Origin of the sequence: Sporosarcina sp. P17b, assembly GCF_002743115.1 — a bacterium.
GTDB classification, from domain to species: Bacteria; Bacillota; Bacilli; order Bacillales_A; family Planococcaceae; genus Sporosarcina; species Sporosarcina ureae_C.
The window spans coordinates 177,929-202,247 of the sequence record NZ_PDYP01000005.1 but is presented as its reverse complement, the minus strand read 5'-3'; the positions used below and the strand labels follow the sequence as shown (position 1 = coordinate 202,247).

The following is a 24,319-nucleotide window of genomic DNA, read 5'->3' as shown; positions in this document are numbered from 1 at the left end:
CGATGGATCGATCCTTTTACCATTTCGCATTACGCTATCGTAACGGCGGAAAAGATGACGCGAAGGCATTGTTTGCGGACAAGATGTTTCTCGATGCCGGTTTCCCGAAAGACTTAGAGGATTTCGATTCATTGTCCCGTTACGTCGAAGACATGGCGGACGATGATTTACGTTCCACCACTTTTGATGAAATATACGCAATCTATCAAGATCTGTGCAGTAGGTAAGTGGCGAGGGTTTCATTGCATCTCGCCATTATACACTGTATGATAAAAACAAATTAGTGAAAAGAGGCTATAAAAGATGAGTATACATATCGATGCAAAACCAGGCGATATCGCGGAAACAGTTCTTCTACCTGGAGACCCATTGCGCGCGAAATATATCGCGGAAACATTTTTGGAAGATGTAGTACAGTACAACGAAGTACGTAATATGTTTGGCTATACCGGAACATACAAAGGCAAGCGCATTTCCGTACAAGGTACTGGAATGGGCGTTCCATCCATCTCCATTTACGCAACAGAATTAATGCAGGAGTTTGGCGTACAGCAATTGATCCGTGTCGGTACGTGTGGCGCGATTCAAAAAGACGTAAAAGTACGTGACGTTATCCTGGCACAAGGCGCGACAACGAATTCGTCTCTAAACGATGTAACATTCGGACCGATCCGCTTTGCACCCCTAGCGGACTTCGACTTATTGTTGAAAGCGTACACTGCAGGTAAAGAAAAAGGCTTGCACTTGCAAGTAGGAAACATTTACACGGAAGACTTCTTCTACAATGAAAATGCTCAGCATGAAGAGCTAGCACGCCACGGCGTTCTTGCAGTTGAAATGGAAGCGGCAGCACTCTACACATTAGCTGCTCGTTACGGCCGTAAAGCACTTGCTGTTCTTACTGTAAGTGACCACATCATCACGGGCGAAATCACAACGCCTGAAGAGCGTCAATTGACATTCAACGACATGATCGAAGTCGCGTTAGACGCAGCCGTCGCTGAATAATAGAATAGATAGAAACCTACAAAAGACCGCTCTTGGCAGCGGTCTTTTGCGGGGATTTGGAAAGTAGGGAAGACAATGAACGAAAACGATTCGCATGAGAACGGGAAACAAGAGCCGGAAGCGCCGAAACCTAATCGCTATATACGGATCAAACCGTTTTCTCTGATCATGCTCATTTTTTTCCTTGTGCTAGCAACAGCAGCGGTTACCTTCATTGCGCTGACAGTCGGTGACGAAAAGGTTGTAGAAGTCGTCAAACCGCAGCAAGTAGGCATGGAGCGAAAAGAGTTCAAGAAACTGTATGATGCATATGATCAACTGAAAGAAAGTTATTTTGACGAAGTAGACGATCAAGTCGTGATTGATGGCGCGATCAACGGAATGGTCGATTCACTAGGCGACCCATACTCCGATTACTTGAATGAAAAAGAAGCCAAACAATTGAATGAAAGCATCTCTTCTAGTTTTGAAGGAATCGGGGCAGAAATTCAAGAGTCAAACGGCTATATTAGCATTGTGTCACCTATCAAAAACTCTCCAGCTGAAAAAGCCGGTTTATTGCCGAACGATACTGTGCTTTCAGTAGACGGTGAAAGTATTCAAGGTCTATCTTCTTCTGAAGCGGTTTTACTGATTCGTGGAGAAAAAGGATCTACGGTGACATTGTCTGTACGACGCGGAGAGAAATCCGATCCGTTTGATGTGAAAATCGTCCGTGACGTAATTCCGATCAATACGGTGTACGCGGAAATGCTCGACGACAACATCGCGCATATCAATATCACGTCGTTCTCTGAACATACGTATGAGGAATTGCTTGAAGCGTTGAATGAAATGACCGACAAAGGCATGGAAGGCGTACTCATTGACGTACGTCAAAATCCAGGCGGTATTCTAAGCGGTGCTATCGATATTTCCGATCTATTTGTTCCGAATGGCAAAGTGTTATTCCAGACAGAAGAAAAAGGTAAAGCACCAGAAGCCTACCCTTCCTCTGACGGACAAAAAGTAACAGTTCCTGTTGCATTGATCGTAGATGACGGCAGTGCGTCCGCTTCAGAAATCCTAGCAGGTGCGTTAAAAGAGTCTGCAGGCATTCCAATTGTAGGGGTTAAGACGTTTGGTAAAGGTACCGTTCAAACACCGACTCAATTACCAGACGGCTCGAACTTGAAACTAACGACTGCGAAATGGTTAACACCTGACGGCAACTGGATTCATAAAAAAGGAATTGAGCCAGACGTGAAAGTGCCATATCCTTCATATGCATCTCTACCGTACCTTGATTCGTCTGAAGAGATGGACGAAGGTCTTGTCTCTCCTTCCGTACAAGCGGCAGAAGAGATGTTAGAAGCAGTAGGTTATGACCCAGGCGAAACAGACGGTCTCTACGACGCGGATACGGCAGCAGCTGTTAAAACGTTGCAGAAAGACTTAGAACAAGAACAAACAGGCATCTTGACTGGCGATACAACAGTTGGCTTAATGCAGAAATTACGGGACAAGATGAAAGATGATGACCCGCAATTGCTAAAAGCGAAAGAAGTCGTGTTAAAAGAAATCAACTCATAATCAAAGAAACACGCGTCCAGCAATCGTTGGGCGCGTGTTCTCTATGGAAAAGGATGATACAACTATGATCGATGTATATTTACTCAGCGGCTTTCTAGGAAGCGGTAAAACTTCACTACTCGTTACTCTTGTAGAGCAAGTAAAGAAGTCCGGCAGACAACCGGCTGTTCTAATGAATGAATTCGGAGAACTGAATATCGACAGTCAAATCGTCGAAGATGCAGGGGACGTTCCGTTAAAAGAATTATTGAATGGCTGTATTTGCTGTACGGGTGCCGAATCTACAGAAGCGCAGCTGCAAGGTTTACTCACGGATTATCCGGAGATTGACGTGCTGTTCATTGAAACGACAGGTGCCGCTCACCCGGTAGAAGCGTTGGATGCCGTATATTCGCCGTTATTCGCAGAAAAGCTAGACTTCAAGGGAATCGTCACTGTAGTAGACGCGAAGCGCTGGGTCGACCGTGACAAGCTCTCACCACGTATACAAGCATTATTTCTTGAACAGATCCGTCACGCCCATTTCATGGTGCTCAATAAAACGGATTTGCTGACGGACAATCAATTGGCTTTCGTGACAATGCAAGTGACACAGTTCAATAGTCATGCGCCGCTCGTCCAAGCCGTCAACGCAAAAGTCGACTTCAGCTATATTGAGAAAATGGTGAATGTGGCGGCACCGAAACAGCCGATCACGTCAGGTAGTGGATTGCCGCTCGATTCGAAAGTGCTGTCGTTTGATACACCAATCAACCAACAACATTTTGAAGACTGGGTTCGCACCTTACCGGAGAGTGTCTATCGCATGAAAGGGTATATCCAGCTAGAAGATACGCGGTACTCGCATTTATTCCAATACGCTTATGGCATGGTCAACTGGATACCGGAATACATGCAAATCCCGTCTAAATTGGTGATCATCGGAGAACAGGTAGACGGCATCGAATATACGCCGGAAATCTAGTTGTCAATAGCTTTTTATTGTTAATAGTCCTCTCCACTGGACAGAGTTACCAAAATCACATCTCTCAGACTCTCATTTCATAGCTTCGCAGAGTTCATTGGCTAAATTGGCAAGATTGGCCAAGTTTCCTTCTTTTCTTTGACGTTATGCTAGGTTGCGTAAAGAAGGAGGGGAACAAGATGAAAAAACCTTTATCACTCATCTTATTAAGCTCAGCTATTTTATTGCCTACTCATGCAGCAGAGGCAAGCACGACGAAACAGGTGCAGACACAGACGTATACGTGGAATGCATCCAATCACCAAGTATATTCGTATTACTTTGGAAACTACAACTACCAAAAGCCACAGCAGCCTAGTAGACCGGTAGAGAAACCAACAGTACAGCAACCAACTCAACCAGTGGAGAAACCACAAACGAACAAACCGGCTCAGCAGCAGACAGCAAACGTGTCCGCTACAGAGCAAGCCGTGCTCGATTTAACGAATGCGGAACGTACAAAAGCAGGACTCAAGCCGTTGCAGATCGATGCAGCATTGCAAAAGTCTGCGAAGCAAAAATCAGCAGATATGGCAGCGAACAATTACTTCTCTCACACGAGCCCTACATACGGTTCACCGTTTGATCAAATGAAGAAGAATGGCGTTACCTACCGTTCGGCAGCAGAGAATATCGCAATGGGTCAGCGCAGTGCACAGGAAGTCGTGAAGGCTTGGATGAACTCAGCTGGACACAGACAGAATATCTTGACGCCAGGGTTTACGCATATCGGTATCGGATATGATGCAAACGGACACTACTGGACACAGCAGTTTATACAGAAGTAAGAATGTGAAAGGTCAATGGATTTATGTCCATTGACCTTTTTTATTGGAGAGAGTTGGAGGGTGATAGTAAGTAGATACGCGCGGGTGAGTAGGCTATGAGCGGTTACCCGTCCGCTATGATCGCTTAGATGGTTTCTATGAGCGGTCACGGACGTGTATAGAGCGTTCAGCGGGTGTAATAGAGCGGTTAACTGGGTTCAATGATCACTTACACGAATTATTGAGCATACACGTACCTCTCTAACTGTTTATCCACGTAACGCAAACTACGCCTTCACAATAAAAAAAGCCAATGGAATAAAAACTCCATTGACCCGTAAACTTATCATGATTCCACTTCACGATACTTATTCTGTATAAACCGCAAACGGAACGATAGAATGACCGCACCGACCGTTAAGCCGGCAATCAGACCGACCCAATAGCCGTATGCGCCAAGTTCCGTAAAGCGTGCTAGCACAAATCCAGTAGGCAATCCAATTAGCCAGAACGACACGACGCCAACCAAGAACGTCATCGTCACATCTTTATACCCGCGTAGCGCACCTTGAATCGGAGCCTGCACAGCGTCCGATAACTGGAACAACGCTGCATAAATAAAGAAATGCACGGCGAGTGTAATAATCTCTGCGTCCATCGTATACATAGAAGCAATAGACTCACGAAACATTAGTAATATGAATATGGATAGGAAACTGAAAACAACGGCGAACGCTATGCCGAGATACGTATACTCGCGCGCGTCTTTCGTTTTATTCGCACCAATCGACTGACCGACTAGTATCGTCGTACCCATCGAGACGCTTAACGGTACCATGTATAGAAGGGACGTAAAGTTAAGTGCTATCTGGTGAGCTGATATGACTTGTGCGGTATAGCTACTCATCAACAACGTCACGACAGAGAAGATACTTGTCTCGACGAAGATGGAGAGTCCTATCGGAACACCAATCAGTAAAATCTCTTTCCACCGTGGGAATGAAATCCGTTGCCAACCAGTAAACAGCGTAAACTCTTTAAAGTGGCGGGACGTCCAGGCAATCAATACCGCAATGAAAAATACGAGCCAATACGTGAATCCGGATGCATACCCAGCACCCGCACCCCCAAGCTCAGGGAAACCGAAGTTACCGAATATCAAGAGATAATTCAACATGATATTAATCGGTGCTGATAACAGGATGATGAACATCGATACACGTGTTGCCCCTAACGCATCAAAGAATGAACGCAGTACAGTGTAGGCCATCAGCGGAACCAATCCGATGCTCATACCCGTCAGGTAGGCGGACGCCACTTCTATAACCGGTGCATCTAGTGGCATTCTTGTGATAGCGGGTAACACGACCCAGTGGATCAAGACAAAAATGATTGCTGAAAGAGCGAGAGATACGTATAATGCTTGCTGGACAGTAGGGCGGACATCCTTTTTGTTCTTCGCACCGATTTGCTGTGCGATAATAGGAGTTAGACCCATGAGAATTCCGGAAAGGCCGGTATAGACCGGTATCCAGAAGGAACTACCGATGGTCACGCCTGCTAAGTGGAACGTATCATAGCGTCCTGTCATGAGAATATCGAAGAACGACATCAAGTACAGTGCCACTTGCGTAATGACAATGGGAATCATGATTTTAATGAAAATGGATGTTTTTTGTTGCAAAGGGTTCGTTACAGTAGTCATAGTTTTGATTTCCTCTACTAAAGTTTTTTACTTTGACTATTGTAGCATGAAAATATAGTAGGTAACGCGGAAGGATGGAATGAATGAAGCAACCGGTAGTCGTATTAACAGGTGGCGGGACAGCAGGGCATGTGTCCGTCAACCAAGCGTTAATTCCCATATTTTTAGATAAAGGATATAGTGTGCATTATATTGGTTCTCATGAAGGTATTGAAAAAGAGCTGATTGGAGAAGGTCATCCTGAAGTGGTCTATCACGCCATACAAAGTGGTAAGCTCCGCCGGTATTTCTCAATGAAGAATTTTACGGATCCATTTCGGGTCGGAGCGGGTACGCTACAAGCACTCGCTATTCTCCGCAAATTGAAGCCGGAGATCATCTTCTCTAAAGGAGGCTTCGTTTCAGTGCCGGTCGTTATGGCAGCCAAACTTGCGAATGTACCTGTCGTTGTCCATGAATCAGACGTGACGCCAGGACTTGCGAATAAATTGGCATTGCCGTTCGCATCACAAATTTTTACGGTCTTTGAACAGACGTTGCAATTTGTGCCGACAGCGAAATCTGCATGCACGGGCCCGATTATCCGTCCAGAGCTGTTTATGGGTAACCGAGAAGAAGGATTGCGTAGAACCGGTCTGAATTCGGAAAAGCCCGTGTTCATTATAATGGGAGGTAGTCAAGGCTCTGCTGTGTTGAATGTGGCGGTGCGCAATGAATTGCCTGCTTTGCTTGAGAAGTATCAGATCATTCATTTATGTGGTAAGGGAAATGTGGATGACAGTCTGGCGGTGGCGGGATACGTGCAGTATGAATATGTTACCGATGAATTGCCGGATCTACTGGCAGCGTCCGATTATGCAATTTCACGCGCGGGCTCGAATGCGATATTCGAACTTCTTGCAATCCATAAGCCGATGCTACTCGTTCCGTTAGCCGCTTCAAAGAGCCGTGGCGATCAAATATTGAATGCCAATTACTTTGCTTCTAAAGGATTGGCATTGCAAATTGAAGAAGAACAATTCGAAGTTCAGCCTGTTACAGAACAATTCGAAGAACTCGTAAAGGAGAAAGCGCGATTGTTGTCGAATATTGAAAAGACGACAGAACCGAAGACGCCTGAAAAGATGGCAGAATTGATTTTGTCGTTCCAAAAATGAAAATGTACGCGAAGTACCTAAGAGGCGTAGTTTTCAGTATTATTTAATATATTTGCTAGTACTTTGCAGAAAACTATGCATATTAGGATTAATCCCTTTCAGTTCTAAGGTTTGCGTGCTATTATTGTATAGAAGTAGTGAAAATAAACACAACACGCCGGTAGGCAAATGTGGAGGTTATATTACATGTCGAACAATGTGGATTCCCATCGTTCCCCGTATGCTAATTTTTCGGGTCCAAACCTTGGGTATGTAATGGAAATGTACGATCTGTTTAAAACAGATCAAGATGCAGTAGATCCTGATTTAGCAGAGCTATTCAGGAATTTTGGTGCGCCTCAGATGGATGATTCAGGTCAAGAGGCAGTTATAGCGCAAGGTTCCCAAACGGATTTGCGTAAAGTTCTTGCCGTTTATTCTTTACTTGAAGCTATTCGTTCTTATGGACATCTTGCAGCTGATATTTATCCATTAAACGATCGACCTAAAGATACATCCCGTCTTGAACTGTCTTATCATGGATTGACAGAAAGCGATCTGGTCGGATTGCCAGCAACTTTGTTCTTAAAAAATGTTCCAGCGACAGTGGAAAACGGATTGGATGCAATGAATTACTTGAAGTCTCTTTACACAGGCTCCATCGCATACGAATTCGCACACTTGATCGATGAAACAGAGCGTACGTGGATTCAATCAAAAATTGAAAACGGCGACGTACAGTCAAACTTGCAAGAAGACGAGAAAAAACAACTTCTTGAGCGTTTGACGGAAATTGAAGGATTTGAAAAGTTCATTCACCGTACATTCGTTGGAGCTAAACGTTTCTCTATCGAAGGTGTGGACACATTAGTTGTCTTAATCGACGAATTAATGCGTCGTTCTGAAGAAGCGAAAATGGAAAAAGTGCTAATCGGCATGGCTCACCGTGGACGTCTGAACGTGTTGACACATAACTTAAATAAACCATATGAAATGATGTTCGCAGAATTCGCAGGCGTACCTGCTTCACCGTTCTTGCCAAAAGACGGTTCTTTAGAAGTAACACGCGGCTGGTTCGGCGATGTGAAATACCATATGGGAGCTCTTCATAAAGGCAAATCGGGAATGAACCGCTTCTTAGCGTATAACCCGTCTCACCTTGAAGTAGTGAACCCGGTGATTACTGGACAGACTCGTGCTGCACAGGAAAACACGGATAGCCCAGGTATTCCAAAGCAAGATACTAACAAAGCATACGCGATCCTAGTACACGGTGATGCGGCGTTCCCTGGACAGGGAATCGTACCGGAATCATTCAACTATTCACGCGTTCGTGGTTTCAGAACAGGTGGATCGGTTCACGTCATTGCCAACAACACAATTGGCTTCACGACAGAATACTATGATTCCCGTTCTACACACTATGCATCCGATCCAGCAAAAGGCTTTGAAGTGCCTGTATTCCACGTGAATGCAGATCACCCAGAAGAAGTTTTAGCTGTCGCAAAACTGGCATTCGAATATCGCCAGCAGTTCGGTAAAGACGTATTGATCGATTTAATCGGTTACCGTCGTTACGGACACAACGAAATGGACGAGCCACTAGTGACGAATCCAGTGATGTACAACGAAATCCATAAACACCCGACAGTTCGTCAAATTTACGGACAACGCCTGGTCGAGCAAAAGCTCATGACTGACGAAGAAGTAAAGGCAATGGACAAGTCGGTCAACGCAACTATGCAAGAAGCTTACGATCATGTTAAAGAACAATCTGCAGATGCACCACAAATTTCCAATGCAACACCGGAAGTGGTACAAGCTGGACTTCCACGTGATCTAGAAACAGGGGTTTCGGAAGATCGCCTTCGTAAAATGAACGAAGAGCTATTAACGTATCCAACTGATTTCGCTGTCTTCAGCAAATTGGATAAAATTTTAAAACGACGCCAAGAACCATTCAATGGTAAAGGCAAAATTGACTGGGCACATGCTGAGCAATTGGCATTCGGTTCCATCATTCAAGACGGTAAGCCCATCCGTATCTCTGGACAAGATATCCAACGCGGTACGTTTGCACAACGTCACTTAGTTTTACATGATGAAAAAACAGGTGAAGAACTTGTTCCGTTGCATCATATTAGCGGATCTAACGCTTCGTTCGTGGCTTATAACAGTCCATTAACAGAAGCAGGAATCGTCGGATATGAATTCGGTTATAACTTAGAAGAAGACAAAACAATGTCTATTTGGGAAGCACAATACGGTGACTTCTCGAACATGGCACAAGTGATGTTCGACCAGTTCGTTTCTTCAAGTTATGCGAAGTGGGGACAGCAATCCGGCCTAGTGCTATTGTTGCCACATGCATTTGAAGGACAAGGACCAGAACACTCCAGTTCTCGTATTGAGCGTTTCCTACAGCTTTGTGGAGAAAACAACTGGACAGTCGCGAATATCTCCAGTGCAGCAAACTACTTCCACGTATTGCGTCGCCAGTCGAAAATTCTCGGCAGCGAAGCAGAGCGTCCGTTAGTAATTGCAACACCTAAGTCTTTACTTCGTCACCCACTAGTTGGAGCAGACGTTGAAGACTTAACGGAAGGTCACTTCAAGACAGTTCTTGAGCAACCTGGTACAGGAACTAAACCTGAAAAAGTGAAAAAGATCTTGTTCGCAAGCGGTAAGATGGCAATTGACTTGGCTGAGAAGATCAAAGACGGTGAAGGATTCGACTACTTGCACGTAATCCGTGTAGAGCAGCTATATCCATTCCCATCTGACAAAATCAAAGAAATCGTTGCTCGTTTCCCGAAAGCAAAAGATTTAGTATGGGTTCAAGAAGAGCCGAAGAACATGGGTACATGGTCATTCGCTTATCCATTCCTAGAAAAACTAGCTGACGGCAAGGACATTTCTTATGTCGGTCGTATCAAACGCTCAAGTCCTTCTGAAGGCGACGGCGCTTCACATAAAAAAGAACAAAACCGAATTATTGAAGAAGCTTTGAAAAAGTGATATAACAAGTAAATAAGCTTTACAGAAAAAGTTAAAAAACTACTTATACAAAGTAGCTTATCCGTTAAAAAACGGTATACCTACGAGGAGGAATTTATTGTGGCAGAGATCAGAGTACCTGAACTAGCAGAATCAATTACAGAAGGTACAATTGCAAAATGGTTGAAACAACCCGGTGAAAACGTGGATAAAGGTGAATTCATCGTTGAATTGGAAACAGATAAAGTGAACGTCGAAGTCATTTCAGAAGAAGCGGGTGTATTGTCTGAACTATTGGCTGCAGAAGGCGACACAGTTGAAGTTGGCCAAGTAATCGCGATTGTAGGCGAAGGTTCAGGTGCACCGGCACAACAAGCTCCACAAGCAACTGAAGCAGCAGCGCCAGCACCTGCACAAAAAGAAGAAACTCCGGCTCCAGCAGCAGCTGTAGCAGAAGAAACTTCTTCTTCAGACCGCACAATTGCAAGTCCAGCAGCACGCAAGCTTGCACGTGAAAAAGGTATCAATCTTGCGGACGTATCACCTGTTGATCCAATGGGTCGCGTACGTGCACAAGACGTATCTGCTCACAACAACGCTCCAGCACCTGCTGCGGCGGCTCCAGCTCCTAAAGCAGAAGCGAAAGACGATGGCCGTATCACTCGTGAAAAAATGACTCGTCGCCGTCAAACAATCGCTAAGCGTTTGCTTGAAGTTAGACAATCAACAGCAATGTTAACTACATTCAACGAAATTGATATGTCGAAAATGATGGAACTTCGTTCACGCAAAAAAGACCAGTTCTTCGAGCAAAACGATGTACGTCTAGGCTTCATGTCATTCTTCACGAAAGCAGTCGTTGCTGCATTGAAGAAATATCCATATGTTAACGCTGAAATCGATGGCGATGAAATCCTATTGAAGAATTACTTTGATATCGGTATCGCAGTATCTACTGACGGTGGACTAGTTGTACCAAACGTAGTAGATGCAGACCGTAAGAGTTTCGCACAAATCGAAGCATCTATCGGAGAGCTTGCGAAAAAAGCACGCGACAACAAGTTGACATTGGCTGATATGACAGGCGGTTCATTCACAATTACAAACGGTGGAGTATTCGGTTCACTATTGTCTACTCCAATCCTAAACGGTACACAAGTAGGAATCTTGGGTATGCATACAATTCAGAAGCGTCCAGTAGCTATTGGTGACAATATCGAAATTCGCCCAATGATGTATGTTGCACTTTCTTATGATCACCGTGTAATTGATGGTAAAGATTCTGTAGGATTCTTGAAGATGGTTAAAGAGTTGCTTGAAAACCCTGAAGACCTTCTACTAGGTTCTTAATTAACACAATCCAAGCGACCCGCTAATCAGCGGGTCGTTTTTATTTAGAAGGGGAGAGGTTTTATGTCATATTTACAATGGTTGGATGAGCCTACTTTGAAGACAGTAACGTGTACGCACACGGATGCAGCGAAGTTTTTCGTTAGTAATATGCTGACGGCGGGGAAGGCGTATGACGTGAAGAACGAGACCGAGGAGTTTATTTTCGTAGTAGACAATTCCGGCAAAGTCGGCGGGTATTATAAGACGTATTTTGAGTGAATAGATAGGGATGGGGAGACAGTTCTTAATTGAATTGTCTCTTTTTATTGTGTTTTGAAGTTCGATTTGTGAGGAAGTTAGTGAGGGCAATCGCGGTGCCGCTCATTGATTTGGTTAAGTGATCTTAGAACCTGGTTAAGTGCTCTACGACATCTCTCATCCGCTCTATCGGGGTCCTTGGTCGCTCACAGACACCCGACAAGCGATCATAGAGACACGGCAACCGCTCATAGCCTGACTTCACATGTCATTACTTACAACAAATCATACAAAAAAACCGTCTCTCTTATGAGGGACGGTTTTGTGACTCTTCATATACAGCTAATAAACGTGTCTTGAGGTCTTGTTCCATTCTGGCAATCTCGGTCTCGGCAGCTTTTCGTTTTGCGCGACCGTCTGCTTGGATTAGCAATGTCTCTTCGATTGTCTGGATCAAGTTCTCTTGTGTGGTTTTCAATGTATCAATTTCAATAATGCCTTTTTCATTCTCTTTCGCTGTCTCAATACTATTCACTTTCAACATTTCAGAGTTGCGAAGTAGTAAATCATTCGTTGTCTTCGTCACAAGCTTCTGAGACTCCACAGCCTTTTGCTGACGGTTGAGTGTTAAAGCAATCGCAATCTGGTTCTTCCAAAGGGGAATAGCTGTCATGATGGACGCCTGAATCTTCTCAGCTAACGTTTGGTTCGTTTGTTGGATCATTCGAATCTGTGGCGCACTTTGAATCGTGATTTGGCGTGATAGTTGCAAGTCGTATAGGCGTTTTTCAAGACGATCTACAAATTGCGCCATGTCGTTGACTTCTTGGACCATCATTTGATCATCTGAAGCCTGTGCTTTTTTATGCAATTCTGGAATAATCGTGCTATTGATTTCATCAATCTTTAATTCTGCAGCTGCAATGTAGACGTTCAGTGCTTGGAAGTAGGTTTTGTTTTGTTCATACAAATTATCCAGCATGCGGACATCTTCCATTAAACCACGTTTGGAGTGTTCTAGTTGAACGCTTATTTTATCGACTTGTGTGCCGAGTTTTTCGTATTTTGTCATGATTTCTTTAATAGGGCGAGTAGCCTTGTTGAATAAACGGCTTAGTCCCGATTTCTTTTTATCCGATAGATCATCTGTATCGATTTCGGATAATTTGGCCATTAATTCGTTCAGTACATCACCGACAGGGCCGATATCTTTGCCTTGAACATGGTCAAGCATTTTGTGAGAGAAGTTGGAAAGTTCATTTTGTGCATTGGCGCCATAGGAAATGACGGCTTCGTAATTGCCTACCGGAATCTGTGAAGCCAATTGTCTTGCTTTGACTTGTTCTTCGGGTGTTAAACGGTCAATGAGTTTGACAGGTGCTGTCTCATCCGCAAGCGAGTTTTCCATCTCTTTTGGAAGTAGGCTAGCGTTCATATCGAACGGATTGCCGAGTAAATCGTCTACTGATTTTTCTTCTAGTGTGTGTTTATCTGTCATTAGAATGTTCCCCTTTCGATTCGAGCAACGGTTTGTTTCTCTTGAGTGTAATGTCCACATAATCAATTTCCATGCGTAGTTTCTCTAAATCGGTTGCTACGGCATTTCGAAGATCGCGTTCCATTTCGAGACTTAAATCGGCTAATGTTTCGCGTGTATGCTGCAAGGCAACTTTGATCTCTTGATCTTTTAATGGTTGATTCACTAGCAAGCTATACTTTGAAGTAAGTTCTACGACCGAGTCCAAGTGCGCATAGAAAAAGCTCTCGACTTGATAGAACTTCCGTGGGTTGTTTTGGACAATTTTGATGATACGTCGAGCCATTGAAGACATGTCGTACACTTGTCTAAATGCTTGAATCGAACGTACTTGTCCATACATATTACCGAGTTGTTTCAGTTTTTTCTTGGATTCACTCAATTGTTGTTCAATATGTTTATATTCAGAGCGCGCCATACCGAATTGTTTCAGTGTGGAACGTAACTGCAGTTCTTTAATGGCTACGTTGCCTCCTGCATACATGGCAATCCCGATTGCGGACCCTAGGAAGAAATTGATGCTCGTCCCACCGATGAGGATGAACCATGTCAGGAAACTAGTAGGCGCCATAATTAAGTGTCGTGTGAAAAAGTTTTTTATATTCGTCATGATTGTTCAGGCCACCTTCCATTCTGACTCTATATAATACTTACGGATTAACTGCGAAAAGGTTTCATTTATCGTGCAGACAGTAAGGTTACTGGAACCTATCTCAATTATAGCCGAAAATGGTCGAAAACTCATATATTACGCCACGTGAATCATTTTACTTTGAATAGTGGGAAGGATTTGCTAAAATGAGTATCATTCCTGCATAGCGCAAGATAAAGGAGTGCATACTGAATGTATGAAGTGGTATACATGAAGGCGGACTTTGAGCCGTGGTGGATGTTTGAAGAGTGGAGAGACTATAGCGTCACATCCAAAACATTTACGAATGAAATCGAAACGCAAGCATATATTGAAGAAGTGATCAGCAAGATGGAATCATACTTTGAGCATTATGAAGTTCGTAAAGGTTGTTTCCACGCATTTTGGTCGACAACCGAAAAACATTATTGCGATGGCTGTGAAGGAGATTTACAATTGTATCACGGTATCATTGTGTTACTAAACGGTGAACCGAACATATCGTAAGAACATTCTGTAAAAAGTGTTATTTATTTATTGACAATCAAGTTAAATATGTTATACTTAACGTAAGTAAATTAATCGAACGACCGTATGCTAAGTGATTCACCTATTACAAAAGTGATCGGCGACGTCGGTATCTTTTGTAATACGTGAATTTTTTGCTTTGCTAAGGTTCGTGTATTAATAAGTACGTATATTTTTGGAGGTAATCGAATGAAACAAGGTACAGTAAAATGGTTTAACGCAGAAAAGGGCTTCGGTTTTATCGAAGTTGACGGAGAAGAAGACATCTTTGTACACTTCTCAGCAATCCAAGGCGACGGATTCAAATCTCTTGACGAAGGTCAGCAGGTTGAATTTGAAGTTGTCGAAGGAAACCGTGGTCTACAAGCAGCTAACGTTGTTAAAATCTAAACCACTTGAAAAGGCGCCCATTGTGGCGCCTTTTTGTTTGCGGAAAATTAAGGTTGTGTCACGGTTTCGAGACTAGAAGTAACCACAAATTCTTCTTCGCCTTCCATAGACATCGTGGATTCACGTTTTACTTCCCCGAAATCCTTCACGATATAAATCCTATTCACAAAATCCTTCCCAGCCTGTTCAATGACAACTGCATCCTCGAATTGCTGATAAGGTGTCTCTACTGAGGCATTCATCTCGACGATCTTCCAGTCATCAAACGTAGTTCCGACTTCGATAGGGCCCTTCAAATACGTTCGGATCGGCTTCATGGACTTTAATTCCTCTGGTGTAGGAACGCCAGCATCCAATTCGATGTGTTCTTCCTGCAAGACTTGAATTTCATCCCCATTGATCTTATACACTTTTTGAACGAATGTACCTCCGTTATTTTCATGAATGACGACATAATCTTGCGAAGGTCTCGCTACGGTGATATCTAATTCAGCATATTCATTTCCTACGCCTTTATAATGTGCGCTGGAACCGTCGGGAAGAAAGTACTCCAATAAAGACACATCGGTCAGATTCGCATCGTCATTTTGCTGATCCTTCTTTTCGTCAGTCTTTCCTACGGTACCTGTCTTGGAAGAGCCCGTCTTATCATCAAGGGACGTAACAGGTTTATTTGAGCATCCAGCAAGCACGAGAAACAGCACAACCATCAGAAACCAAAGATTACGTTTCATAATGAAAAACCTCCTTTTATTTTGTGGTATTCCCTTATTAGTAGAAGCTATTCATATCAAGTGAAGAATAGGGAAGCGTAAACGTATGTAGTTTCAAGAAAAAGACTACCCAAAGTTCGAACTTCTGGATAGTCTTCCTACATAGTCTATTTATTATACTTCCATTAATTAAGGCTGCGTCATATTTTCTAAAGTGGACGTTACAACGTAATCCGGTTCTCCTGCGATCGTCATGATCGACTCCCGTTTTACCTCGCCAAAGCCTTCAGCCAAATATATTCTATTGACGAAATCACTATCAACTTGCTCTACAACTACCACGTCGTCAAATTGTTGATAAGGTGTCTGTAGGGAAGCGCCGACTTCAATAATCGTCCAATCATCAAATGTCGTCCCCACTTGAATAGGTTCCTTCAAATACGTTCGAATGGGAACCATAGCATCCAATTCAGCCGGTGTCGGCAATAGTACATTGAAATCAACGGGTTCCTCCTTCACAAGTTGAATCTGGTCACTTTCCAATTTGTAGACCTTTTGAATGTAGGAACCACCATTATTTTCACGAATGACGACATAATCGGGTGCTGGTCGGGATATAGTATTAGCCATTTGCGCGAATTCATTCCCGACACCTTCATAATATACACTCGTGTCGTCAGGAGGGAAGTAATCCAACAAGGTATCAGGAATAGCCTGTGGATCGGCTGTTGTTTCAGGTTCCTCCACAGCATCTTCTTCGATATTTTCATCTATTTCAATTTCAGTAGCGGGAATAGTCACTTCTGGTTCGATGTGTTCAAATATCGTGTCATCATCAACGGGTGGAGCAGGGCTACTTGTATTATCAGTCGATGCAGGCTTGGACCCACATCCAGCAAGTACTAAAAGAAGTGTAGCTATCAGAAACCATACAGTATGTTTCTTCATAAGAAAACCTCCTTTTATTCTTATAGTATTCCCTTAATTGATAGAAATAAATCACAGGATAATCAATAAATATAACTATTTTTATAACTTCATTAATACCAATCTTTTTTTCACCATCAACAACTAGGAACATACGGTCTATTATCCTATTGCATAGTTATAAGAAACCTGGTTCCAAATAATCCTAGTTCTTTACAATTCTCCTCGCACCACATAGTTTGCTATACTATAACTATCTCACGTACAGCAATCAAGGAGGGAAGATCAATGAAGAGTACATTTGTCATTCGTCAGAGAGCTTTTCTGAAGCTCTACATGCTACATAAAGCAGAAGAGGGGAACTTGTATGGTCTACAAATATTAGATGACCTTCTAGACCATTTCAGAGACCTTGGTTACCGTCCGACTAAGTCTGAAGTATATAAATCGCTTCATGATTTACTAAACGACGGCCTGATTGTTAGACATCCGGTCCATAAACAGGGGACAGAGATGCAGACACTTTACATCTACCGTATAGGGGATCAGGAAAAGGTGAAAGCGTACAAAGACTTAATCAAGTTTGAACTGGATCGATCCATATCGTTACTTAACAGAGCGTTAGTAGACAACTACTCGCAAAAAAGAAAATAACAAAAAGGAAAAGAGAAGCTACGGCTTTTCTTTTTTTCATATAGTTTGTACGAACGAAAAAAGACTATCCTAGAAATTGTTGCTAGGATAGTCTCAAGATTACCTATATATTATGCTTTCTGACCTTTAAACTCCAAATACTCATCATATGTCATCGATTTATCAAAGATCGTTCCATCATCATTGATCTCGATTACACGATTAGCGATTGTTTGGATGAACTGATGGTCATGTGATGTGAAGATCATAGCGCCTTTAAACGCAATTAAACCATTGTTAAGCGCTTGGATAGACTCCAAGTCCAAGTGGTTTGTCGGTTCATCAAGCAACAAGACGTTCGCACTTGTAAGCATCATTTTCGATAGCATACAACGAACTTTTTCTCCACCTGATAATACGCTAGGACTTTTCTTCACTTCTTCACCAGAGAACAACATACGTCCAAGGAATCCACGCAAGAATGTTTCTGTTTCATCTTCAGGAGAGTATTGACGCAACCAATCGACTAGCGTCTGCTCCGAACCTTCAAAGTACTCCGAGTTGTCCATTGGGAAGTATGCGTTAGTTGTTGTAACGCCCCATTTAATCACTCCAGAATCCGGCTCAGTTACTCCAGCGAGCATATCAAGCATTGCTGATTTCGCAAGTGGGTTACCAATCAAAACGATTTTGTCTTCTTTATCGAGTGAGAAAGAAGCATCTTTAATCATTGTTTTGCCATCAACTGTTTTCGTAACATCTTTAACAGATACAACATCGTTACCGATTTCGCGTCCCATTGTAAAGTTGACGAATGGGTAACGGCGAGAAGATGGTTTGATGTCATCCAACTCAATTTTTTCCAATGTCTTTTTACGTGAAGTGGCTTGTTTGGATTTTGAAGCGTTGGCACTGAAACGCGCGATAAACGCTTGCAATTCCTGAACTTTTTCTTCTTTTTTCTTGTTTGACTCTTGAGATAGTTTCAACGCCAGTTGGCTGGACTCATACCAGAAGTCATAGTTACCAGCGTAGATCTGGATTTTACTGAAATCAAGATCCGCAATATGTGTACATACTTTATTCAAGAAGTAACGGTCATGGGAAACGACTATGACAGTGTTTGGGAAGTTGATTAAGAATTCTTCTAACCAACGAATTGCTTTAGTGTCCAAGTTGTTTGTCGGCTCATCGAGTAGCAAAACGTCTGGCTTGCCGAATAATGCTTGTGCAAGCAATACTTTTACTTTGTTTGATCCGTCCAGTTCAGACATTTTGGAGTGATGCATGCTTTCAGGAACACCAAGACCTTGAAGCAGTACAGAAGCTTCAGATTCTGCTTCCCATCCATTCATATCTGCGAATTCACCTTCGAGTTCAGCTGCACGCATGCCGTCTTCATCGGAGAAGTCTTCCTTCATATAAATAGCATCTTTTTCTTTCATCACTTCATACAGCTCTTTGTGGCCCATGATGACAAGATCCATTACTTCATATTCTTCGTATTCAAAGTGGTTCTGTTTCAAGACAGCCATACGCTCGTCTTTTCCAAGAATAACATTACCTGTTTGAGGTTCAAGTTCACCTGACACGATTTTGACAAATGTAGATTTTCCTGCGCCATTCGCTCCAATTAATCCATAGCAATTACCTGGATTGAACTGTATATTGACGTCTTCGAATAGCTTGCGGTCGCCGAAGCGAAGACTTAAATTACTAACTGCTAACATATATAATATCCTCCTAAGTTCACAATGTTCCTAGTATACATTAAAATTACGTGAAATGGAATGTTTGAACTAGTACTGTTTACAAATTTGATTTACGATATAATGATGATAGACGATCTATACGAATTATGAGTAAAAGGAGTCTTGGTATTGCGCGCTAAATCTAGTCAAATTCTTTTATTATTTGCGATCTTCTTAGTCGCGCTCAATTTACGACCAGCCATTACATCTATTGGGCCCATGCTGGATATTATTCGAGATGATTTGGCGTTGTCCAACACACAAGTGAGTCTCTTAACTGTTATTCCAGTCATTTGCATGGGGGTATTCGCCATGCTCGCACCGATACTGAATAAAGCGATCGGCTTAAACAAGACGATGTACTTAATGTTGCTGTTACTTGCTGTAGCAACCGGAATTCGCTTTTCGGTTACGTCATTTAGTGTATTATTACTGACAGCTTTCATTGCGGGAGTCGCGATTGCCGTTATTGGACCTTTGCTGTCCGCGCTCATCAAACAGTATTTTCCGATGCATGTTGCAGTAGTAGTCGGCATTTATTCATTCGGTATGGGGATGGGGGCGACGCTAAGCACAGGTTTAACGGGGGTCTTTTATGAAAAAGCAGGGTCCTATTCATTTGCGCTAGCCGTTTGGGCCGCTATTGCGGTTCTAGGAATGATTGCGTGGGCAGTCACCGCCAAGCATCCAATTGAAGTGAAGCAAGTGTCAGAACAACCTGTAGTAAAAGGGGAAAATCCATGGCGCAGCAAGAAGGCATGGAGTTTTCTTATATTCTTCGGTTTACAGACGGCATTGTTCTTCTCCGTTTTAACGTATCTCGTTCCGATTGCTGTATCGAACGGCATGACGCTTTTACAGGCGGGGACATTGCTTAGTTTGATGACGGTTGTGCAGATCTTCATGAATATCGGTTTCCCGATTGTCTTGCAAAAGTTTACAAGTAGAACGCCAGCACTTGTTGTAATTCTCGCGCTCGGTATTGTGTCGATTGGCTTGATGTGGACGGCAGACCCGTTGTGGTTCGCAATCGGCGTACTCGTGATGGGCATTCCGCTCGGTGGATTATTCCCGATTTGCTTGCTCATGCCAATGGACGCTACTGATACAGCCGAAGAAACGAATTCTTGGACTGCGATGATGCAGACAGGGGGGTTCATCATAGGTGGAATCTTGCCTCTACTCATCGCTTCCTTATATGACTACACAGAAAATCATTATGTTACATTGTTCGTATTTCTTCTTTTATTTGTGGCAATGCTAGGACTAGCGTTGCAAATAGGTCGATCCGCCAAGCAAAGCTCGTGACTGGACGCAACCCGTTGTGAACAGAAACGTCCTGATAACTGGATACACACGGATAATGGAGGAATGACGCTACATGGATGAACACTTCGACGAACAGCAGCCACATCGCAGGAAAAAGAAGCGTAAATTACGCGTTGGCAGAGTTTTTATAACAGCAGTATTGCTATTCACTGTAACGATTTCGGCTTATAGCTACTTTCAATATAAACAAGGCAAGGCGATGACAGCAGGCAGCAAGATCAACCCTGGAGAATTTCAAGGCGATCTGCTAAATCCGCAAGATCCAACGACAGAGAATTATTTATTGCTCGGTGTCGATAATGATGGATCAGGAAAATATCGTACTGATACGATGATGGTATTATCTTGGGACCAAACAGCTGGTACCGCGCATTTAATTTCATTTATGCGAGATATCTACGCACAGATCCCAGGGTACCAGTCGTATAAATTGAATACCGCCTACTACTTGGGTGGTGTCCAAACTGCGAAAGAAACGATTTCAGGGATGTTCAATATACCTATTCATCATTACGCAGTCGTCGATTTCGATAATTTCGAATCCATTATGGACATTGCGTTTCCGAAGGGTCTTGAAATGAACGTTCAAAATGAAATGTCTGAAAAAATTGGCGTCACGCTAAAACCTGGCGTCCAGCGATTAAACGGCAAAGAGTTACTTGGTTATGCACGATTCCGCGCAGATGATGAAGGGGACTTCGGGCGAGTCAATCGCCAGCAGGAAGTGATTCAAGCAGTGAAGGACGAGCTATTCAGCGTATCAACAGTCTTGCAAGCTCCGAAAGTAGCTGGTGCACTCGATAACTTCATTGAGACGGACCTCACTTCAAAGGATGAGCTAACAAGAGTGCTGACAATTGTTGCGAAACGCAAACTGGATCTTCAAACATTACGTATTCCAGTTGAAGGAAGTTATTCTTTTACTTCCTATAGTCACGCAGGATCTGTAATTGATATTGATTTAGATAAAAATAGAGAAGCGATTCGTTCGTTTTTAGCTACACCGTAACGAATCGAATAAAGGGGGGAGTGAAACATTGAGGCAGCCACCAAAAAAATCTTCTTTACGGAACTTCTGGTCGATTCCCTCGACTTCACCGGTTGTTGGATTTCTCGGTGGTCAATCTACATTGTTTGTTTTACTTTGTTTATTGTTCATTGGATTGATCATCTTGGTCTTCACTCAAGTTTCATTTATTTTCTATCCGATTAAAGTATTTTTCTCGACAGTTGTTTTACCGGTCGTACTCGCGACGATTTTGTATTACTTAATGCGTCCGATTCTTCGGTTTTTGGAAGAACGTCTGCGTATACCACGCGTCTACGGAATCTTGATTATTCTACTAGCGACTGCAGGTTTACTAACATTAGTGATTTTCTTAGTATTACCGTTCCTCCGTTTACAGACGATCAATCTATTCGATGAATTCCCAACGTATTTTAAACAGTTAATTTTGGACACCGATCAGTTTTTCCGCAACTCCATATTTGCGCCGGTTTATGAAGGATTCAACTTTAACGTGAATAGCTTCCTTGATTCTGGTTTTGAGAGTATCGGTACGTTCTTCACGGAAACTATAGGTGGCATCGCATCAGGTATTACTTCCTTCGTTTCTACGTTAACGGGAATCATTTTGAGTATTTTTACGGTACCACTCATACTGTTTTACTTACTGAAAGACGGCGAGAAGTTGCCCCAAATGATTTTGCGTATGTTGCCTCCACGTTTGCGAGACGATGCATCGATCATCTTCCGCAATGCAGATCGGCAAATCAGTGCGTATATTCAAGGACAAATTCTGGTTGCTATTGCGATCGGAATCATGGTGTCGATTGGCTTCCTCATTATTAAAATGAAATATGCGTTGTTGCTCGGGGTACTTGCGATGTTCACGAGTATTGTACCGTATTTAGGTCCAGTCATTGCTATTACGCCCGCAGCTATTATCGCGATTGTCACATCACCGTTCATGCTGGTGAAGCTTGCGATTGTTTGGACGATTGTGCAAGTAATCGAAGGGAAGTTCATTTCACCGCAAATCATGGGGAAATCACTACATATCCACCCGATCACGATTATTTTCGTCCTACTGACAGCCGGTTCGCTATTCGGTGTCGCTGGAGTGATTCTCGGGATTCCTGCGTATGCGCTGCTGAAGGTAGTCGCGACGCATATGTTTTACTTGTTCACGCTGCGCTATAATCGTTTCGAGACAGATGAAGAGATGTATTATGATGCAGATTCGCTTGAGGAGTATTATGAGATAGATAGAGAGTAACCCGCCGGTAGAAGGCGGGTTACTTTTTTGTTTATAGAAATATGTGCGTGCTCATAGAAACGCTTGATGTGCTCTTAGAGTCTAGTTAATCGCTCTATGACATGCGATTTCCGCTCTATCACACTTCGCGAGCGCTCATAGAACTAACTAAGTGATCATAGAACACCTATAACCGCTCATAGCAATTCACGCAACTCACGCAACTCCTGAGACTGCTAGAGAATGATCACGGCGAATGATAGGCCCGTTTCATTTCAAAGCATATTATGATACTTTTAACTATAATTAGTTATATGTGTTAGGGGGTATTACATAGTGAAACATTTTTTACTTTCTACTTTGTTCGTTATGCTAACTATTTTTCTGATAGGATGTTCAGATACGGATAATACGGATGCAACAGATCAAGAAACACCTGAAGCTGAAATATTAGTCTCAGCTGCCGCTAGCTTAACTGACGCACTTGAAGACTTGAAAGCAGATTTTGAAGAAGCCAACGAAGGTGTTACCGTTACATACAACTTCGGAAGTTCTGGTAAACTGGCAACCAATATTGAAAATGGCGCGCCGTCTGATGTCTTCTTATCAGCAAGTTCAAAAGACATGAATGAAATGGAAGACAAAGGCTTACTCATCAATGAATCAAGAAAAGACTTTACTGAGAATGCGCTCGTATTGATTGCACACAAAGATTCTGACAGTACGATTTCTTCATTTGAAGAAATTGATCCGGCAGCACTCAATCATTTCGCAGTAGGCGAGCCGGAATCCGTTCCGGTTGGACGCTATACGAAAGAGACATTTGAAAACTTGGATTTATGGGAGCCTTTGAAAGAAAAGTTAGTTTTAGGATCCGACGTACGGCAAGTGTTGACACATGTGGAAATGGGCAATGCGGATTACGGTGTCGTGTACTCGAGCGACGCGTTCATTTCGGACGATGTGAAAGTATTGGCTGTGGCAGACACGGGTTGGCACTCGCCAATCGTCTATCCTGGGGCTGTTGTTAAAGACTCGAAGCATCAGGAAGCTGCACAGCAATTCCTTAATTATTTAACGGGTGCTGAAGGTAAAGAGGCATTACAGAAGTTTGGATTTAAGTAAATGAAAGGGGGGAGAAGGCGTGCTGGAAATGGATTACTCTCCATTGTTATTATCTTTAAAAGTGGCTGCCATCTCCACTTTCTTTGTATTTATAGTTGGTGTGTTCATTGCATATTTGCTCGCAAAGCGTGATTTTTTCGGAAAAAGTATATTGGAAGCCCTGTTTTTGCTGCCACTTGTGTTACCCCCGACTGTTGTTGGATTCGGTTTACTTATTTTATTCGGCAAAAAAGGCTGGATTGGAAGTTGGTTACTTGAGTGGTTCGATTTTCAGATTGTCTTTACGTGGATTGGCGCTGTCATTGCTTCGATTGTTGTGTCATTTCCGCTGATGTATCAAAGTGCTGCGGCCGCTTTTGACAGTTTGGATGAACGGCTATCCAATGCCGCGCGTACGATGGGCGCTTCTGAATGGCGCGTCTTCTGGTCAGTAGTGTTTCCGCTCGCTTGGCCTGGATTGCTGGCAGGGTTGGTGCTTTCATTCGCAAGGGGACTTGGGGAGTTTGGTGCTACGTTGATGTTGGCAGGGTACATACCGGGTAAAACCGACACCATTCCAATGGCGATCTACTTTGCAGTGGAGTCGGGTCAGATGGAAAAGGCGACGTTTTGGGTCGTTATCATCATTACATTCGGATTTAGTTTGATTTTATGGGTGAACTGGTGGAGCAAACGTAATATGAGACGTTTTACAAAATCGTGAGTCTAGGGGGAATCGA

Annotated in this window: 23 protein-coding genes; 17 read left to right on the top strand and 6 right to left on the bottom strand. The window is 43.1% G+C overall.

What is annotated here, in order from left to right:
- Nucleotides 1-2: 2 nt before the first annotated feature.
- The 5 genes from CSV76_RS08260 to CSV76_RS08240 all read left to right on the top strand — a co-directional run bounded on the left by CSV76_RS08260 (nucleotide 3) and on the right by CSV76_RS08240 (nucleotide 4,371).
- Nucleotides 3-227, top strand: coding sequence for a YozE family protein (locus CSV76_RS08260; RefSeq protein WP_085426230.1), 225 nt, complete (start codon nucleotides 3-5; stop codon nucleotides 225-227).
- 76 nt (nucleotides 228-303) lie between these two features.
- Complete coding sequence (deoD, locus tag CSV76_RS08255) at nucleotides 304-1,008, top strand: purine-nucleoside phosphorylase (RefSeq protein ID WP_085426229.1); 705 nt, start codon at nucleotides 304-306, stop codon at nucleotides 1,006-1,008.
- A 75-nt stretch (nucleotides 1,009-1,083) separates the two neighbouring features.
- Nucleotides 1,084-2,580 (top strand): lmo1851 family serine protease, encoded by a 1,497-nt coding sequence (locus tag CSV76_RS08250; RefSeq protein ID WP_099625242.1) that lies wholly within the window; start codon nucleotides 1,084-1,086, stop codon nucleotides 2,578-2,580.
- 64 nt (nucleotides 2,581-2,644) lie between these two features.
- Nucleotides 2,645-3,544, top strand: coding sequence for a CobW family GTP-binding protein (locus tag CSV76_RS08245; RefSeq protein WP_099625241.1), 900 nt, complete (start codon nucleotides 2,645-2,647; stop codon nucleotides 3,542-3,544).
- 179 nt (nucleotides 3,545-3,723) lie between these two features.
- On the top strand, nucleotides 3,724-4,371 hold the full coding sequence (locus CSV76_RS08240) for a CAP domain-containing protein (RefSeq protein ID WP_099625240.1): 648 nt from the start codon (nucleotides 3,724-3,726) through the stop codon (nucleotides 4,369-4,371).
- A gap of 325 nt (nucleotides 4,372-4,696) precedes the next feature.
- Here the strand turns inward: CSV76_RS08240 and CSV76_RS08235 are convergent, their stop codons facing one another.
- Nucleotides 4,697-6,055 (bottom strand): MATE family efflux transporter, encoded by a 1,359-nt coding sequence (locus CSV76_RS08235; RefSeq protein WP_099625239.1) that lies wholly within the window; start codon nucleotides 6,053-6,055, stop codon nucleotides 4,697-4,699.
- A gap of 83 nt (nucleotides 6,056-6,138) precedes the next feature.
- Here CSV76_RS08235 and CSV76_RS08230 point away from each other — a divergent pair, with 83 nt between their 5' ends.
- The 4 genes from CSV76_RS08230 (at nucleotide 6,139) to CSV76_RS08215 (ending at nucleotide 11,799) form a co-directional block, all read left to right on the top strand.
- Nucleotides 6,139-7,212: an undecaprenyldiphospho-muramoylpentapeptide beta-N-acetylglucosaminyltransferase gene (locus CSV76_RS08230; RefSeq protein WP_099625238.1), complete on the top strand. Its 1,074-nt coding sequence runs from the start codon at nucleotides 6,139-6,141 to the stop codon at nucleotides 7,210-7,212.
- Between the two features lie 186 nt (nucleotides 7,213-7,398).
- On the top strand, nucleotides 7,399-10,209 hold the full coding sequence (locus CSV76_RS08225) for a 2-oxoglutarate dehydrogenase E1 component (RefSeq protein WP_099625237.1): 2,811 nt from the start codon (nucleotides 7,399-7,401) through the stop codon (nucleotides 10,207-10,209).
- 99 nt (nucleotides 10,210-10,308) lie between these two features.
- Nucleotides 10,309-11,538 (top strand): 2-oxoglutarate dehydrogenase complex dihydrolipoyllysine-residue succinyltransferase, encoded by a 1,230-nt coding sequence (odhB, locus tag CSV76_RS08220; protein WP_085426223.1) that lies wholly within the window; start codon nucleotides 10,309-10,311, stop codon nucleotides 11,536-11,538.
- A gap of 63 nt (nucleotides 11,539-11,601) precedes the next feature.
- Complete coding sequence (locus tag CSV76_RS08215; RefSeq protein ID WP_099625236.1) at nucleotides 11,602-11,799, top strand: DUF6501 family protein; 198 nt, start codon at nucleotides 11,602-11,604, stop codon at nucleotides 11,797-11,799.
- Nucleotides 11,800-12,085: 286 nt separating this feature from the next.
- On the opposite strand, the gene CSV76_RS08210 is transcribed toward CSV76_RS08215, so the two are convergent.
- Nucleotides 12,086-13,276, bottom strand: coding sequence for a toxic anion resistance protein (locus CSV76_RS08210; protein WP_099625235.1), 1,191 nt, complete (start codon nucleotides 13,274-13,276; stop codon nucleotides 12,086-12,088).
- Nucleotides 13,266-13,925 (bottom strand): 5-bromo-4-chloroindolyl phosphate hydrolysis family protein, encoded by a 660-nt coding sequence (locus CSV76_RS08205; RefSeq protein WP_085426220.1) that lies wholly within the window; start codon nucleotides 13,923-13,925, stop codon nucleotides 13,266-13,268. Before CSV76_RS08205 ends, CSV76_RS08210 begins: the two co-directional genes overlap by 11 nt.
- 234 nt (nucleotides 13,926-14,159) lie before the next feature.
- Here CSV76_RS08205 and CSV76_RS08200 point away from each other — a divergent pair, with 234 nt between their 5' ends.
- Nucleotides 14,160-14,453, top strand: a complete 294-nt coding sequence (locus CSV76_RS08200) for a DUF1033 family protein (RefSeq protein ID WP_099625234.1) — start codon at nucleotides 14,160-14,162, stop codon at nucleotides 14,451-14,453.
- A gap of 210 nt (nucleotides 14,454-14,663) precedes the next feature.
- The gene (locus CSV76_RS08195) at nucleotides 14,664-14,864 is read left to right on the top strand and encodes a cold-shock protein (RefSeq protein ID WP_085426218.1); all 201 of its coding nucleotides are present in this window, start codon (nucleotides 14,664-14,666) and stop codon (nucleotides 14,862-14,864) included.
- Between the two features lie 47 nt (nucleotides 14,865-14,911).
- Here CSV76_RS08195 and CSV76_RS08190 read toward each other — a convergent pair whose 3' ends face one another.
- Nucleotides 14,912-15,598, bottom strand: coding sequence for a hypothetical protein (locus CSV76_RS08190; protein ID WP_085426217.1), 687 nt, complete (start codon nucleotides 15,596-15,598; stop codon nucleotides 14,912-14,914).
- 168 nt (nucleotides 15,599-15,766) lie between these two features.
- Entirely contained in the window at nucleotides 15,767-16,525 is a 759-nt protein-coding gene (locus CSV76_RS08185; RefSeq protein ID WP_085426216.1) for a hypothetical protein, read from the bottom strand.
- A gap of 267 nt (nucleotides 16,526-16,792) precedes the next feature.
- Here CSV76_RS08185 and CSV76_RS08180 point away from each other — a divergent pair, with 267 nt between their 5' ends.
- Complete coding sequence (locus tag CSV76_RS08180) at nucleotides 16,793-17,158, top strand: helix-turn-helix domain-containing protein (protein WP_085426215.1); 366 nt, start codon at nucleotides 16,793-16,795, stop codon at nucleotides 17,156-17,158.
- Nucleotides 17,159-17,268: 110 nt separating this feature from the next.
- On the opposite strand, the gene CSV76_RS08175 is transcribed toward CSV76_RS08180, so the two are convergent.
- The gene (locus tag CSV76_RS08175) at nucleotides 17,269-18,867 is read right to left on the bottom strand and encodes an ABC-F family ATP-binding cassette domain-containing protein (protein WP_099625233.1); all 1,599 of its coding nucleotides are present in this window, start codon (nucleotides 18,865-18,867) and stop codon (nucleotides 17,269-17,271) included.
- Nucleotides 18,868-19,017: 150 nt separating this feature from the next.
- Here CSV76_RS08175 and CSV76_RS08170 point away from each other — a divergent pair, with 150 nt between their 5' ends.
- The 5 genes from CSV76_RS08170 to modB all read left to right on the top strand — a co-directional run bounded on the left by CSV76_RS08170 (nucleotide 19,018) and on the right by modB (nucleotide 24,303).
- Nucleotides 19,018-20,196, top strand: coding sequence for an MFS transporter (locus tag CSV76_RS08170; RefSeq protein ID WP_099625232.1), 1,179 nt, complete (start codon nucleotides 19,018-19,020; stop codon nucleotides 20,194-20,196).
- Nucleotides 20,197-20,269: 73 nt separating this feature from the next.
- Entirely contained in the window at nucleotides 20,270-21,226 is a 957-nt protein-coding gene (locus CSV76_RS08165; protein WP_099625231.1) for an LCP family protein, read from the top strand.
- Between the two features lie 73 nt (nucleotides 21,227-21,299).
- A complete protein-coding gene (locus tag CSV76_RS08160) occupies nucleotides 21,300-22,496 on the top strand; it encodes an AI-2E family transporter (RefSeq protein ID WP_099625323.1) in 1,197 nt (398 codons plus the stop codon).
- Between the two features lie 315 nt (nucleotides 22,497-22,811).
- A complete protein-coding gene (gene modA, locus CSV76_RS08155; protein WP_099625230.1) occupies nucleotides 22,812-23,600 on the top strand; it encodes a molybdate ABC transporter substrate-binding protein in 789 nt (262 codons plus the stop codon).
- 28 nt (nucleotides 23,601-23,628) lie between these two features.
- Nucleotides 23,629-24,303, top strand: a complete 675-nt coding sequence (gene modB / locus CSV76_RS08150; protein ID WP_369823309.1) for a molybdate ABC transporter permease subunit — start codon at nucleotides 23,629-23,631, stop codon at nucleotides 24,301-24,303.
- Nucleotides 24,304-24,319: the final 16 nt, after the last annotated feature.